Source organism: Dactylococcopsis salina PCC 8305 (assembly GCF_000317615.1).
Lineage (GTDB): Bacteria > Cyanobacteriota > Cyanobacteriia > Cyanobacteriales > Rubidibacteraceae > Halothece > Halothece salina.
Window position 1 is genome coordinate 3,170,571 of record NC_019780.1, and the last position, 15,568, is coordinate 3,186,138.

Sequence of the window (15,568 nt, forward strand, 5' to 3'; positions counted from 1 at the left end):
TTTCTGCAATCAATTTAATGAGATTCTTGTCGCGTCTGTTGTAGTAACTGACGTAACCCAAACCAGTTTTCAAATGACCAAATCATAGAAACGATGATCACAATGCCTGGATATTGTTTGAATGCTGGTTCATTTTTCTCAAAAACAATGTGTCCGCCAATAGCTAACACTTGGGTTAACACACCGCAAAGTAACGCAACTCGCCAGTCAATGAACAAATAACCAATTCCGACAAACACGAGGATATTAACAATATGGTGTAACGCCTGATTAATTGGATTTTGGTGACTCGCGATGAAGTGGGTTTTTGCTTCTTGGAAGTAACTCAACGTCACTCTCCTTATTAAATAATGTTGAGAATCTATTAGACCAAGATACCACTTGGTACAAGAAATTTCCTGATCAAAACCTTAAATTATTCGGTTAATCACTAATGTTGATTACCACCACTTGAGGGCAAAATACCCAGACGCTTGGGACACTTCCTTTTCTGTCAACCAATCGACTGGTTTGTAAGTTCCGAAAACATGATCCCACCAGTCAACTCCTAAGCCAAAATTATGATGCCACATTCCATATTTATGATGAACATAGTGGACTGGCATTTTCATCCAGAAACATTTTGTTGGGTTGTCATGTTGCAGTTGATGGGCGTAAGCGGAAAAAATCGAATAAGATAACGCACCGAGTAACCAGCCCATTCCCACTTCCCATGAGATTAAAAATGGCAAGAGCATCACGATCGCGCTACCCTTAACATAGTCTAGGAATTCCCAGAGAACCCCTTGTCCTTCATTACGACGGTGATGATCTCGGTGACGTTCTCCTAATTTTTGGGAAGCGTGCATCAACCGATGAATCCAGTATTCCACCAAACTCGCAACGACAAAAGCACTAACAAAGCTAATAATTAAAATCATCATCACGATATTCCTCACACTTGCTTTTAAATTTTATACAAAATTTTATCTTACGTCCTGAGAAGACTCCCATCATAATCGGCATCTGAGCCCCTCAACAAGTTCGGGGTATCACTTGTCGAAGATTTGATTTGATGGGTTGATGAATCAGGACAGTTGTGGTATAATGAAAATTTGATTGGGGCGGTAACTTAACAGTTTGTCCAATCATTTTCTGTACCGGTAGTCCATCGGGAATTAACGAGCAAGTGCGATTCGTTTCCTGTGAAGTCGCAGGAGTTCCAAAGAACTCCAAGATATAAACAGGAGCTTGGTTAGAACCCATCGGGGTATAGAACCTTGACAACTTGATTTTCATGCTGGTGAGAGCCTGTGGAGTTTCGGCAAAGAGACAGGTAGGGTCAAACCCGTTAATTCAAGTCCATCCCTCTTAGGATGTGAGAGGTAAAGCCTAACCCTCATCTACAGAGTTGACTACTTGAGGATGAAGCAGGGTTAAATGGGGTCACTGCTGGAAGCCTGAACTGGTAAATCCCTAGCAAGAGACTATGCTTAGTCAACAAACCTACGTCTGAACCATCGTCATGATTAACCTGCGTAAAGGCTGTTCGCAGGGAACGAAATATGTTCATAGCAAGAAGATATAAGTCTTAGCTCACTTATATCACATCTTCAATTTTGCTCGGTGGAAAGTAGGAAGTTAAGGTCTCAATCAATGGAAATCAGGAACGAAGTAACCCTCGTTCATACTCTTGAGAAAGGTCGATTTCTCAAGTAGTCTGTCGGGATGCAATCTCTGGCTCATTTGCTGGGTATAGCGAGGGCAGGATTGGATAAGAAGCAAACGCCTCCTACAACAGGAAGGATAAGCAGACGTATCCACTTTAGATTACGAAGATAATATGCAAAGTAGAGTAATGTTATGAGCCAAATTAGGTATAAATGTGATGCTCGGACAAAGACCTTCTTAATGCTCTGGTTAGGCTTTGGATTTAATCTCATGGCTGAGACGGAGTGGAATCAAATTGACTGGAAGGAGGTTGAAATACGAGTGTTTAAGCTCCAAAAGCGGATTTATCGAGCTTCTCAAAGTGGTGACGTGGCTAGAGTTCACAAACTCCAAAAATTATTGTTACGGTCTTGGTGCGCCAAACTCCTAGCGGTACGGCGCATTTCGCAGGATAATCAGGGTAAAAATACCGCAGGGATAGATGGAGTGAAAAGCCTAAGTCCTAAACAACGGTTAAGCCTTGCAGAAAGCCTAACTCTTACAGGGAAAGGTGAATCCTTAAGACGGGTCTGGATTCCAAAACCAGGTCGCAAAGAAAAACGTGGCTTGGGTATTCCAGTAATGGAAGACCGTGCGAGGCAAGCACTCCTAAAATTGGCTTTAGAACCAGAATGGGAGGCTAAATTTGAGCCAAATTCGTACGGATTCAGACCAGGACGTTCTTGCCATGATGCTGGTGAAGCAATATACAAAGCGATTAATCTGAAACCTAAATGGGTTTTAGATGCTGATATTTCAAAATGCTTCGACCGCATAAATCACAACGTTCTCTTACAAAAATTAAATACAACCCCGATCATGGCTCGACAAATTCGAGCTTGGTTGAAATCTGGGGTCTTAGATAGAGGTGATTGGATGCCAACAAATGAAGGGACACCACAAGGAGGGGTAATTAGTCCATTATTGGCAAATATAGCCCTACATGGACTTGAGGAGTACATTAAACAATGGACTGAAACTTGGAAAGGACGAAAAGAGAAAAATCGAAAAAGTATCTCCCTTATCAGGTATGCAGATGATTTCGTTGTTCTCCATAAAGATAAATCCATCATCCAACAAGCAAAAATGCTGATTGAACAGTGGTTACATGGCTTAGGCTTAGAAATAAGCGAGAGCAAGACGAGAGTTTGCCACACCTTGCATGAAACGGATGAAACGAAAGCAGGGTTTGACTTTCTTGGATGGAATATCCGACAATACAAAGTCGGGAAACATCATTCGGGAAAAACAGCACATAAGGAAATTCTCGGATTCAAAACAATAATTAAACCTAGCGACAAGAATATAAAAACACATTATGAAAAGATTGTTGAAGCGTTAGATTCAATGAGAGGTAAATCCCAAGAGGTTATCATTGATAAACTTAACCCCATAATTAGGGGTTGGTGCAGCTATCACAAAACAGTCTGCTCTAAAGAAACGTTCCAACACATAGACCATCTAGTCTATAACAAATTAAATCGCTGGATAAAACGCCGTCATCCTAACAAAACCCCTAAATGGTGTAAAGAAAGATACTTTCATTTGACTAAGGAGAAAGATTTAGCAAAAGAAGATAGAAAAGATAAATGGGTCTTCTCAACCCCTTCTGATGTACCAAATTCTCCTGTTGCGGGTACGCACGAACTGTGGAAACACGCATGGACACCAATTGAAAGACATATAAAAATCGAGGGTACGAGGTCTCCTTTCGATGGAGATTGGCGGTACTGGAGTAAACGTCGGGGTGAATACCCTGGTATATCTAAAAGGGTCGCTACCCTGATGAAACGTCAGGAAGGCAAATGTACCCGTTGTGGACTTTACGTTAAGGATGAAGATGTAGTGGAGGTTGACCACATCGTCCCTAAAGCTGAGGGGGGCAAAGACCATTACAAGAATTTACAGTTACTTCATCGTCATTGTCACCATCAGAAAACTGCCGAAGACCGACAACGACAAATGGATAATAAGGGACAAAAAGAAGCCCAAAAGAAAACCAAAAAAGGTCGTAAATCGGAAACTAAGCAGAGGAGTTCTGTTAGAACAGCGTAGTTTGGAGAGGAGCGGTATGATGGGAAACTATCACGTACCGTTCTGAAGCCGAGTCAAGAGGGCGACCTCTTGACTTAGGTTAACTCCTGAATTGGCAGGATGTCCAATTAAATTGGATGGAGATATGACTAACCGTTAGGTAGTCAGCTTGGCTTTCCCTCAATTTGAGTGGAGGAGAGTCTGAGTGATCAGGTTCTAGAATCTCCTGTCATAATCTCTGATTTGATGGGAGAGGTTCAAATAACAGACTAATTCTTTTTTCCCTTCATCGGTTTGCAACATTTTAGCATCGATCAATCTTAAGTGATAAAATTTCTAAAATAGCTGTAGGTTGGGTGAAACCCAACATGAAATCAAGTAGCTGTAGGTTGAGTAAAACCCAACATGGCATCAAGTAGCTGTAGTAGCTGTAGGTTGGGTGAAACCCAACAATTAATTACATCATCGGAACTATTTATTATGTCTTCTCGCCCTCATCAACGTTCTATTCCGCCAAAAATTAGTAGTATTCCACGCCAAAAATCAGAAGCGACGACTCATCTTGAAATTTATAAGATGAGTGTGGAAAAACATCGTTTACAACAAGAACTCAAAAATCTGAAAAACCGAGAAAAACAAATTTCTAAACGCTTAAAACAAATCGAACAACACACTGAAGATTTACTCTCTCAAGTTCATTCCCCAGAGGAGATTTCTTCATCTCCTCAGCCTTCCAAAATATCAAAAGGAAAGATAGAGGAAGGTTTTTCTTCTCCTCAGAGTGCGTTTGATTTTGAACAAGTTTATGTTGATTATTAACTGTGTTGGGTTTCATTTCTTCCACCCAACCTACAGAGGATGTTGGGTTTCATTTCTTCCACCGAACCTACAGAGGATGTTGGGTTTCATTTCTTCCACCGAACCTACAGAGGGTGTTGGGTTTCATTTCTTTTCACCCAACCTACAGAGGATGTTGGGTTTCATTTCTTTTCACCCAACCTACTGGTTGGTGCGGACAGCGCGAAACATTCCGAAACGACAAAGCCCCGTGCCAAATGCAAGTCGCATTAAGAGTAAGGTGGGAACTTCTCTCAAAGATTTAATAAACCCATAAACGCCAAATTTCACTAAACCTCTGGGTCGTACAATTCCTTGCCAAATTGAATCTAGCCATGAGGGAAGGGTGGCTTGTGTCCAATCATCTGTGATCACTTTTCCTTCTACGAAGCCAGTTGCTTCTAAGGTTTCGGAAAATCCTTCAATACTGGAAAATTCGGGATGTGACCATTGATCTAGTAGTTGTCGCATCACGGGTTTCTCCCAAGCATTAAGCGGTTTTTGCCGAACATCTCGCTGATTCCAGTCCGCAACCACTAATAAACCTCCAGGTTTGACGACACGCAGTAATTCCTTGGCAAAACTTTCTTTGTCGGGAATATGGGGTCCAGTTTCGATCGACCAAACGACATCAAAGCTACCATCGGGAAAAGAGAGGGACATGGCATCATCCACCATAAATTTAGCGCTCAAGCCACCGGGAGTGAGTTCTTGCGCTCGTTTCACTTGTTGCGGACTAATGGTAACGCCAGTAACATTAAACCCATAATTTTGGGCAAGAATCCGACTACTTCCGCCGATTCCACAGCCGACATCTAAAACTGATGTACCAGCAGGAAGTTTGTCTAACCCTCCCCAACGCGCCATTTCATGGACAAAGTCGGCTTTGGCTTGTAAGAAGTCTTTTCTCTGTGGTGGTGTGCCATAATGACCGAGATGGATATGTTCTCCCCAATAAAATTCTAGGATGCCGTCTTCTGTCCATTCGTCATAGGAGTTGGCGACAGAATCGGAGGATTGGTAACGCCTAGCAGTGGCTAGATACGACACAAGACCGGTGCTGAATAATAAGGCGGCTATGCCAAAGGTTAGTACGAATGAGTTCATTTTTTCCTCTAAATTTTGATCTTGTTAATGATCTTATCTAATTCGTCCCCCTTACCCCCAAGTTTGGGAGGTTCGCCCCCTTACCCCCAAGTTTGGGGGGATTCGCCCCCTTACCCCCAAGTTTGGGAGGTTCGCCCCCTTACCCCCAAGTTTGGGGGGATTTAAGACAACAATCGATCGATCTGCTGTTGGAGTTCACTGGTGCTTCCAGAATTATCAATCACCACATCAGCCAGCGCCATTTTTTCCTCTAGCGATATTTGCGCCTTAATGCGCGATCGCGCTTCGGTTTCTGAGAGTTGGTCTCTTGCCATCACTCGCGCCAACTGTTGCTGTGGCGAACAATAAACCACCCAAATTTCTGTCACTAAATCGGTCATTTCTGCTTCAAATAAAAGCGGTATCACTACCACGACTTGCTTTGTACTTAAGTGATTTAATTCACTTGTTATGCACTGACGAACATAAGGATGAATTTTTTGTTCTAACCACTGTTTTTCTGCTGGCTGATTAAAAATAATTTTGCCGAGTTTCGATCGATTTAAACTACCATCTTCTTGTAATATCTGCTTGCCATAACGTTGTTTAATTGCTTCTAAAATCCGCGATTCTTTGCTGACAGCCTCTCTTGCATAAAAATCAGCATCTAAAATCGGAAGATTATAAACCTTGTGCAAATAATTAGAAACGGTACTTTTTCCAGTTCCAATTCCGCCAGTAACGCCAATAATTTGTTTAACTTCTCCATTTGTCATAATTTTATGATTTACATTACTTTACTAAGTATATTGATCTACAAGATGCGATCGAAGCAGAAAACAATCCTGAAAATCAAGAAAGAGTTTCTTGGGAGTTTATGAAACAGAATTTATCAGTTAAATAAATATAAGCACCTATGCCAAATGAATTCCACATCCGCCAACTGGGAAAGCCAAGCAGTGCCGTGCTTTTGAGGCTTGTAAATCGGCAATTTATTCTGTACACCTGCTTAGAAATTAGTTTAATTGCGGTATTACGACAAAATTAACGTTGATCGATGCTTAATTTTCCTGCTGCAAGAGTAACAGTGGGTTGATAAAAAACATCTAATTGTCTTATTCTTGCAAATTCAGAGTTTAATTGTAGAACTTTTTTTTAATCTCTGGGCGACGGCTACCATATTCTTCGATCACGACTTGATTAACTGCTACTATTTTTAATGTTTTTGGTTCATAAATTAATGCGGGAAGTGGGAAAAGCTCGATCGCCCTTTGCGATCGATAATCAGAATAATAGGCTTAAAATTAGACAGCGAAGGGAATGAGTACATAATCTGATTGACATTTTGATTGATAAACTTACTGAAATTCCTGACGTTTTCCGCCAGAAATTCTTTCTGTGATTGCTTCTGTTAATCCTTCTAAAGTATATACTTTGGCTTCAATATCGCATTGATTAAGTAGTTCTTGACAGGATTGAGAAGTTTGGGGGCCAATAGAAGCGATATAGACTTCTGCTAAGACTTCTCTTAAGCGTACCCTAGAACCCAATTCAGAAATCAAAAGATTATAAAAACATTGAACGGTTTTTGAACTCGCAAAGGTTATTATATCAACGGTTTGGGTTTTGAGGGCTTCGATCGCGATCGGATCGACTGTTTTCGGACAACCAGATTGATAAGCAGCAACCGCAATCACTTCCGCATTTTGTGCTTGAAATTCCTGAATTAATACCTCTCTCCCGCCACTTTCAACACGAGGAAAAAGGATTTTTTGTTTAGATAAATTTTCTGGAAATTTAGCAACTAGAGAATCAGCAACAAAGTTAGGAGGAATAAAGGTTGGTTTGATCCCTTCTTTTTCTAAAACAGCGGCGGTTTTTTGACCCACCACTGCCATTTTAAGGGAGTCTAAAAGGCGACGATCGATGCTTAATTGTTTCAGCCGTTCAAAAAAGAATTTTACACCATTCGCTGAAGTTAGAATCAACCAATCGAAACTAGATAATTGTCGAAGCGCCTGATCTAAATGTTCCCAAGTCGAAGGCGGACGAATTTCTAATGCTGCCATTTCGATAACAGTTGCGCCCTGTTTTTCTAATAAATGGCGAAAGGTTTTACTTTGTTTGGCGGCGCGAGTAACTAAAATGGTTTGATTGCTTAACGGAAGAGACATTATTTGTTATTTGTTATTCGTTATTTGTTATTTGGCAACTCATCAAAGAGACCGTAGGGTGGGCAAGGCAAACCCTACAAGAGGCGAACTAATTACTGTAATAAGTATTGTCCAGTATAAGATTTAGTTTCTTTAGCGACCATTTCTGGTGTTCCTGTTACCATGATTTCCCCTCCTTTGTCTCCTCCTTCGGGACCGAGATCAATTAACCAATCAGCACAACGAATAATATCAAGATTATGTTCAATAACCAAAACTGAGTTTCCTTTATCCACTAAACGCTGTAAAACATTAAGTAATTGATGGACATCATAAAACGATAAACCAGTGGTCGGTTCATCAATTAAATATAAGGTTTTTCCCGTCGCCCGTCGAGACAATTCTGTTGCTAATTTAATCCGTTGCGCTTCTCCTCCAGACAAGGTGGGTGCGGGTTGTCCAAGGGGAATATAACCTAACCCGACATCCACTAAAGTTTGTAAACGAGTGGCGGCGCGAGGAATGTTTTCAAATACTTTTAAAGCCTCTTCTGCGGTGAGGTGTAAAACATCTGCAATAGAATGTCCTTTATATTTTACTTGCAAGGTTTCACGGTTATATCTTGCGCCTTTACAAACTTCGCATTCTACATAAACGTTAGGAAGAAAATTCATTTCAATGACATTAACTCCCTGTCCATTACAAGCCTCGCAACGTCCTCCTTTAACATTAAAAGAAAATCGTCCTGCTTTATAGCCTCTGGCTTTAGCTTCGACGGTTTCTGTAAATACCGATCGAATCGGATCAAAGACTCCTGTATAAGTGGCTGGATTCGATCGAGGCGTGCGACCAATTGGGGCTTGATCAATAACAATCACTTTATCAACTGCATTTAATCCTTTGAGGTTTTCTAATCCTTTGGGAAAGGGAATTTTATACCCTAAACGATGTTGTAAAGCAGGATAAAGCAACTCATTAATTAAGGTAGATTTTCCAGAACCGGATACACCAGTGACACAAACTAATTTACCTAATGGAATCTCAACATCAATGTGTTTTAAGTTGTTGGCATAAGCATTAATTAAATACAAAGATTTTCCGTTTCCTTTTCGTCTTTCTGTGGGCGTTTCTATGACTCGTCTTCTAGCTAAATAGTCACCTGTAATAGATTTTTTACAGTTAATTATTGTTTTTAATGTTCCCTGGGAAACAATTTCGCCGCCGTGAATTCCAGCGCCGGGTCCAATATCAACAAGTTGGTCAGCATTGCGGATGGTTTCTTCATCGTGTTCGACAACAATTAAAGTGTTTCCTAAATCTCTCAGTTTTTTGAGAGTTTCTAACAGTTTTCCGTTATCTCTTTGATGTAAGCCAATACTGGGTTCGTCTAAAACATAAAGTACACCAGTTAATCCTGATCCGATTTGTGTAGCTAGACGAATTCGTTGCGCTTCTCCCCCAGAAAGGGTCATTGCTGGTCGATCGAGCGTTAAATAATCTAAGCCGACATCTAGTAAAAATTGTAATCTTGCTTCGATTTCCTTTAAAGCTAACTCCCCAATTTTTGCTTGTTTTGATGAGAGTTTTAAGTGTTGAACGCGATTTAAACTTTCAGCAATAGAAACACCTGTTAATTCAGTAATTTTATATTGTCCTAATTGAACGGAAAGCGATTCTGGTTTCAGTCTTTTTCCCCCACAAACTTCACAAGTTTGATCAACCATATACTGTTCTAATTTTTGTTTGTAGGTATCTGAAGCGTTTTCTAACGTTCGTTCTAATCCTGTAATTACTCCCCAATATTGTTTTTCATAACCTCTAATTTCTCTTCCTCTGGCATCTTCATAAACAAAAATTGGTTCATTACTTCCATATAAGATAATATTTTGTTGTTCTACTGTTAGTTTTTTCCAAGGCGTTTGCAGTTCAAATCCGTAAGCCTCTCCTAAACTATACAGTAAAGAAAGATAATAACTATTGTCTTTTTCTGACCAAGGCGCGATCGCGCTGTAAACGGGTTGTTTCGGATCAGGAACAATTAATTCTGGAGAAAACATCCGTAATTTTCCAATACCATGACAGTTAGAACAAGCGCCATAAGGGGAATTAAAAGAGAATAAACGAGGGGATAATTCTTCCATGACTGCGCCATGTTCTGGACAAGCAAAGTTTTCAGAAAAAATAATTTCTTGAGGCGGTTTTTCTTCTGATGTTTCGTTTAAAATCTCGACAACTGCTAATCCGTCAGAATGTTTTAGAGTAGTGGCTAAAGAATCCGCTAAACGTTCTTGGATTCCTTCTTTTTTAATCAGTCGATCGACCACAACTTCGATCGTGTGCGCTTTATTTTTACTCAGTTTAATGCTTTCTGTCAGTTCTCTTACTGTACCATCCACCCGCACTCGCACGAATCCTTCACTGGCTAAACTGGAAAGTAACTGTTGATGCGTTCCTTTTTTGCCGCGTACCACTGGCGCTAACAGTTGGAAACGAGTGCGATCGGGCAGTTCTAAAATGTGATCACACATTTGATCGATCGTTTGCGGAGAAATCGCGCGATCGCAGTGGGGACAATGGGGTTCACCAGCGCGACCAAATAAAAGCCGTAAGTAATCATAAATTTCTGTGACTGTTCCCACCGTTGAGCGCGGATTGTGGGAAGTAGATTTTTGATCAATGGAAATGGCTGGACTTAACCCCTCGATCGCATCCACATCAGGTTTATCCACCTGTCCGAGGAATTGACGGGCATAAGCGCTCAAAGATTCCACATAGCGCCGTTGTCCCTCTGCGAAAATTGTATCGAATGCAAGAGAAGATTTCCCCGACCCCGAAACCCCAGTAAAAACAATGAGTCGATCGCGCGGTAATTCCAAATCAACATTTTTGAGATTATGCTGTCTCGCACCACGAATGCGAATGCTAGGAGAAGAAGAATCAGACATGATAATTAATAATTGGTCATTGCTACTGGTTTGACCATTGGCTTGTCTTGCTTGATGGTATGACAGTTAATTGTCTATCTTAATGCAACAAAGGGATTCCCGTTAGATAGCAGTTTCATCTCTTATGTAAACAGTTGGATTACTTAAGCCCCCCAGAATTGGGGGGTTGGGGGGCAAAACAATTTACAAATCACCTAGTATTGCTATAGCAGAACGAAGGATTAAACAAAATGACTTCTAAACAACGCAATCTTCTCCTCCTCGCCGCCGCGATTTCTTCTGCTAGTGGGTTAGCCAGTGAATTATTATTAGGAACATTAGCGAGTTATCTCGTGGGAAATGAGGCGCTTTCTTATGGTCTTGCGTTAGGGGGGTTTCTCGCTGCGATGGGAGTGGGGTCATATCTCAGCCGTTTTGTTGGCAATGAAAAAAATATGCTATTAACTGCATTTATGACGGTCGAGTTATTAATTGCGCCACTGAATGCGATTCTACCAGTGGGGTTGTTTCTGCTTTTTATTGTCGGTGGCGAAATTTGGTTAGGATTAGCTTTAGTCACCCTCATTCTGGGAACATTAGCAGGCTTAGAGATTCCCTTGTTAACCCGTATGGTCGAGCAAGAGGAGGGGGTAAAAGAGGCTCTCGCTGGTGTGTTAGCAATGGACTATTTTGGGGCGTTGGTGGGGTCGTTAGCGTTTCCTGTTTTATTGTTACCGCTAGTGGGAATGTTTCCTGCGGCTGCGATTTTAGGCGTTTTTCCAGCAGTGATGGTATTTTTGCTCGGACGAGCTTTTCCTCAGTTGCGTCAGTGGCGGATTTGGGGGCTATCGATCGCCCTTGGTTTGACCATTTTTGCAGTGATTGTGATTTCTTTTACCCAACGTCTCGAAGATAATCTTTATGGTGCGCCAATTATGCAACGTACCCAGTCTTCTTATCAACGTTTGGTTTTAACCCGTCGCGGTAATTATGTGCGCTTGTTTCTAGATGGTGATCTCCAATTTTCTAGCAGTGATGAATACCGCTACCATGAAGGGTTAGTTCATCCCGCATTAACCGCCGTTTCTCGCCCTCAAAAAGTGTTACTCTTAGGCGCTGGTGATGGTTTAGGGTTGCGAGAAGTTTTGAAATGGGACACGGTAGAGGAAGTGATGCTGATTGAACTTGATCCAAAAGTGGTGGAATGGGCGAAAACTTATCCCGCTTTGGTGGAAGCGAATCAAAATGCTTTTTCTGATTCACGGGTAGAGGTGCGTTATGGAGATGCGTTTCAAGTGGTTTCCCAACTAGAAGCCAATTTTGATGTTATTATCGCAGATTTTCCCGACCCCGATCGCAACGTTTTGGCGAAGTTATATTCCCTTGGCTTTTATCAACAGTTAAAGGCTCATCTTTCTCCGAGGGGAGTCTTTGTTACACAAGGGAGTAGTCCTTTTTTTGCGCCTAAAGCCTTTTCTTGTATCGCAGCCACTTTAGAAGCTGTTGATTTCCAAGTCCATCCTTACACCGTTAATGTTCCCAGTTTTGGCCCCTGGGGTTTTGTTCTAGCCACATCAACCCCATTTCACCCTGAACAAATAACAGAACTCCCGATTAAAACTCGCTTTCTCTCTTCTGCTATGCTTCCGAGTTTATTTGTCCTTCCGAAAGATTTTCAACCACAAGCGGTAGAAATTAACACTCTCGCTCATCCTGTTATTGTTAATTATGAGCGCGATCGACGCTGGGTTTTATATTAAGGCTTAAGATCATTTTTGTCCTTTGTCTTTCGTCCTTCGTCCTTTGTCCTTTGTTTTCCAATGACTAATGACCAATGACCAATGACTAATTTGTGTTGGGTTTCGTTTCCTCCACCCAACCTACTTTTTATCTTTTCCCCCCAATCATCGGGGGGTTAGGGGGGATGATTCCTTGATTGATGTTGGGTTTCGCTTCTCTCCACCCAACCTACGACTAATTTGATCTTAAGTGTTTCTTCCGATTAGACTTGATCCGAATCTTCGATCGATCCGTAAAGTAGGGAATAGTAACGTTTCATGGAGCATTAAAAGTAATGACTCAAACTCATGATCCCGCCCATGACTATTTGGGAATACGTCAACCTTTAGATGGAATTTTCAACCCGAAAAGCGTCGCTGTTATTGGTGCGAGTGAAAAGCCTGGCAGTGTCGGACGCACCCTATTATGGAATTTAATTAGTAATCCCTTTGGGGGAACGGTTTATCCCATCAACCCAAAACGAAATAGTATTCTTGGCATTAAAGCCTATCCTAGTTTAGACGCGATTTCTGACCCCATTGATCTCGCGATTATTGCCACTCCCGCGCCGACGGTTTCTGAAATTGTCAAAAGTTGCACTCGTAAAGGCGTGAAAGGGGCGATTATTATTTCCGCAGGTTTTAAAGAAATTGGAGAAGCGGGTATTGCCCTCGAACAGGAAATTAAAGCCGAGGCACAAGCGCATCAGTTACGGATTATCGGACCGAATTGTTTAGGCGTGATGAACCCGCATTCTGGTCTCAATGCGACGTTTGGCAGTGCGATGGCGTTACCTGGCAATGTCGGTTTTATTAGTCAAAGTGGGGCGTTGTGTACTTCGATTTTAGATTGGAGTTTCCGCGAAAATGTCGGGTTTAGTGCCTTTGTTTCTATTGGATCAATGTTAGATGTCAATTGGGGCGATTTGATTGATTATCTGGGAGATGATCCCAATACGCACAGCATTGTGATTTATATGGAATCGATCGGGGAGGCGCGATCGTTTCTTTCGGCGGCGAGAGAAGTGGCGTTAACGAAACCGATTATTGTTATTAAATCAGGACGCACCAGTGCAGCAGCGGCGGCGGCGGCTTCTCATACGGGGGCGTTAGCTGGCAGTGATGATGTCTTAGATGCAGCGTTTCGTCGGTGCGGTGTGTTACGAGTGGAGACGATCGATGATCTGTTTAATCTCTCTGAAATTTTAGCGAAACAACCCCGTCCTCAAGGCAACCGCTTGACTATTTTAACTAATGCTGGCGGTCCGGGTGTCTTAGCCACTGATGCGTTAATTCGTCGGGGAGGACAATTAGCAGAATTAGCACCAGCAACCATTACCGCTTTAAATGAATGTTTACCCACTCATTGGAGTCATGGCAATCCGATCGATATTTTAGGAGATGCTGATCCCCAACGCTATAAAAGCGCGATCGAAGTTGTTGCCACTGATCCGAATAGTGATGGTTTACTGGTGATTCTCACCCCACAAGCGATGACGAATCCCACCGCCATTGCAGAAACTTTGTGTCAATTTTCCCACCTGAAAGGAAAGCCGCTTCTCGCCAGTTGGATGGGAGGAAACAGTGTAGAAGCTGGGGAAAAACGTCTCAATGAAGCCAATATTTTTACCCTTCCCTATCCAGACACCGCAGCGCAAGTGTTTAACTTAATGTGGCACTATAGTTATAACTTGCAGGGAATTTATGAAACCCCAATTTTAACCGAAGGAAAAGCGCCCGATCGCGCCCAAGTTGAAGAAATCTTCAAATCTGCACAAAAATCAGGACGAACCCTCCTCACCGAATACGAATCGAAAAAACTGCTGAGTGCTTATCAGATTCCCACAGTGGAAACCCGTCTCGCCACCACAGTAGAAGAAACCCTCACCGCTGCCGAAAGCATTGGTTATCCTGTTGTCTTAAAATTGTCCTCAGAAACCATTACCCATAAAACCGACGTGGGAGGGGTGAAACTGAATCTCAAAGACGCAGAGGCGGTTCGATCGGCTTATGAGAGCATTCGTGACGCTGTAGCGACGGCAGAATTTCAGGGTGTAACCGTTCAACCGATGCTGAAATTAGACGGCTATGAACTGATTTTAGGAAGCAGTCTTGATCCACAACTGGGTCCAGTGTTGCTGTTTGGGACAGGTGGCTCACTGGTGGAAGTCTTCCAAGACCGTGCTTTAGCCTTACCGCCACTGAATACCACTTTAGCGCGACGACTGATGGAACAAACTCGCATTTATAAAGCCTTACAGGGAGTGAGAGGACGTTCTACCGTTGATTTAGAGGCTCTAGAAGAAATTTTAGTGCAGTTTAGTCAATTAGTCGTAGAACAGCCCCAAATTAAAGAGATTGATATTAACCCCTTGTTAGCTCAAACCTCAGAAAATGGGGGAATCATTGCGCTGGATGCACGGGTAGTGTTACATTCAGAAACAGAAAAACGTCCCAAACTTGCGATCCGTCCTTATCCGCATCAATATATCACGCAATGGGAACTCAACGATAAAACCCCTGTTACCATTCGTCCGATTCGTCCCGAAGACGAACCCCTAATTCGATCGTTTCACGAAACCCTATCCGAGGAAAGTGTTTACTTGCGATATGCCCATCTGATTAAATTTAGTCATCGCATTGCTCATACTCGACTCACTCGTATTTGTTTTATAGATTACGATCGAGAAATGGCATTAGTTGCTGATTATCAAGATGAACAAGGAAAACATCAGATTCTCGGAGTAGGAAGACTGAGTCAAATTAAAGGCACTCATACCGCAGAATTTGGAATGTTGATCAGCGATCGATATCAACGTCAAGGACTAGGAACAGAATTTTTAAGTCAACTTTTGCACATCGGAAAACTGGAAAAACTAGAGCGCATTGTTGCCTATATTCTGCCAGAAAATCGTCCCATGCAAAAAATCTGTCAAAGGTTGGGATTTGAAGTCAAAGAAGATAAAGAAGAAGGAATGATGGTCGCAGAAATTAACTTGTAATACTGTCATCAGTCGTAGGTTGGGTGGAACTAACGAAACCCAACACCAATCAATCGTAGGTTGGG

Annotated in this window: 10 protein-coding genes; 4 read left to right on the forward strand and 6 right to left on the reverse strand. The window is 42.0% G+C overall.

The window, feature by feature from the left end:
• Positions 1-14: 14 nt before the first annotated feature.
• Both DACSA_RS15225 and DACSA_RS15230 read right to left on the reverse strand, forming a co-directional pair.
• The gene (locus DACSA_RS15225) at positions 15-329 is read right to left on the reverse strand and encodes an Mpo1-like protein (protein ID WP_015230603.1); all 315 of its coding nucleotides are present in this window, start codon (positions 327-329) and stop codon (positions 15-17) included.
• Between the two features lie 111 nt (positions 330-440).
• Positions 441-920: a sterol desaturase family protein gene (locus DACSA_RS15230; RefSeq protein WP_083874501.1), complete on the reverse strand. Its 480-nt coding sequence runs from the start codon at positions 918-920 to the stop codon at positions 441-443.
• A 922-nt stretch (positions 921-1,842) separates the two neighbouring features.
• Between DACSA_RS15230 and ltrA the strand changes: the two genes are divergently transcribed.
• Together ltrA and DACSA_RS15245 are read left to right on the forward strand one after the other, a co-directional pair.
• Positions 1,843-3,744, forward strand: a complete 1,902-nt coding sequence (gene ltrA / locus DACSA_RS15240; RefSeq protein WP_015230606.1) for a group II intron reverse transcriptase/maturase — start codon at positions 1,843-1,845, stop codon at positions 3,742-3,744.
• Between the two features lie 384 nt (positions 3,745-4,128).
• The gene (locus DACSA_RS15245) at positions 4,129-4,542 is read left to right on the forward strand and encodes a hypothetical protein (protein ID WP_015230607.1); all 414 of its coding nucleotides are present in this window, start codon (positions 4,129-4,131) and stop codon (positions 4,540-4,542) included.
• A 180-nt stretch (positions 4,543-4,722) separates the two neighbouring features.
• Here DACSA_RS15245 and DACSA_RS15250 read toward each other — a convergent pair whose 3' ends face one another.
• The 4 genes from DACSA_RS15250 to uvrA form a co-directional block, all read right to left on the reverse strand.
• Positions 4,723-5,667 carry a methyltransferase domain-containing protein gene (locus DACSA_RS15250; protein ID WP_015230608.1) on the reverse strand — a complete coding sequence of 315 codons (945 nt, stop codon included), beginning with the start codon at positions 5,665-5,667 and terminating at the stop codon, positions 4,723-4,725.
• A gap of 161 nt (positions 5,668-5,828) precedes the next feature.
• Positions 5,829-6,422: a dephospho-CoA kinase gene (gene coaE, locus DACSA_RS15255; protein WP_015230609.1), complete on the reverse strand. Its 594-nt coding sequence runs from the start codon at positions 6,420-6,422 to the stop codon at positions 5,829-5,831.
• 582 nt (positions 6,423-7,004) lie between these two features.
• Positions 7,005-7,820 (reverse strand): uroporphyrinogen-III synthase, encoded by an 816-nt coding sequence (locus DACSA_RS15260; protein WP_015230610.1) that lies wholly within the window; start codon positions 7,818-7,820, stop codon positions 7,005-7,007.
• A 92-nt stretch (positions 7,821-7,912) separates the two neighbouring features.
• On the reverse strand, positions 7,913-10,744 hold the full coding sequence (gene uvrA / locus DACSA_RS15265) for an excinuclease ABC subunit UvrA (RefSeq protein WP_015230611.1): 2,832 nt from the start codon (positions 10,742-10,744) through the stop codon (positions 7,913-7,915).
• Positions 10,745-10,974: 230 nt separating this feature from the next.
• On the opposite strand from uvrA, the gene DACSA_RS15270 reads away from it, so the two are divergent.
• Both DACSA_RS15270 and DACSA_RS15275 read left to right on the forward strand, forming a co-directional pair.
• Positions 10,975-12,483 (forward strand): polyamine aminopropyltransferase, encoded by a 1,509-nt coding sequence (locus DACSA_RS15270; RefSeq protein ID WP_015230612.1) that lies wholly within the window; start codon positions 10,975-10,977, stop codon positions 12,481-12,483.
• A 314-nt stretch (positions 12,484-12,797) separates the two neighbouring features.
• Positions 12,798-15,503 (forward strand): bifunctional acetate--CoA ligase family protein/GNAT family N-acetyltransferase, encoded by a 2,706-nt coding sequence (locus tag DACSA_RS15275; protein WP_015230613.1) that lies wholly within the window; start codon positions 12,798-12,800, stop codon positions 15,501-15,503.
• Positions 15,504-15,568 lie beyond the last annotated feature (65 nt).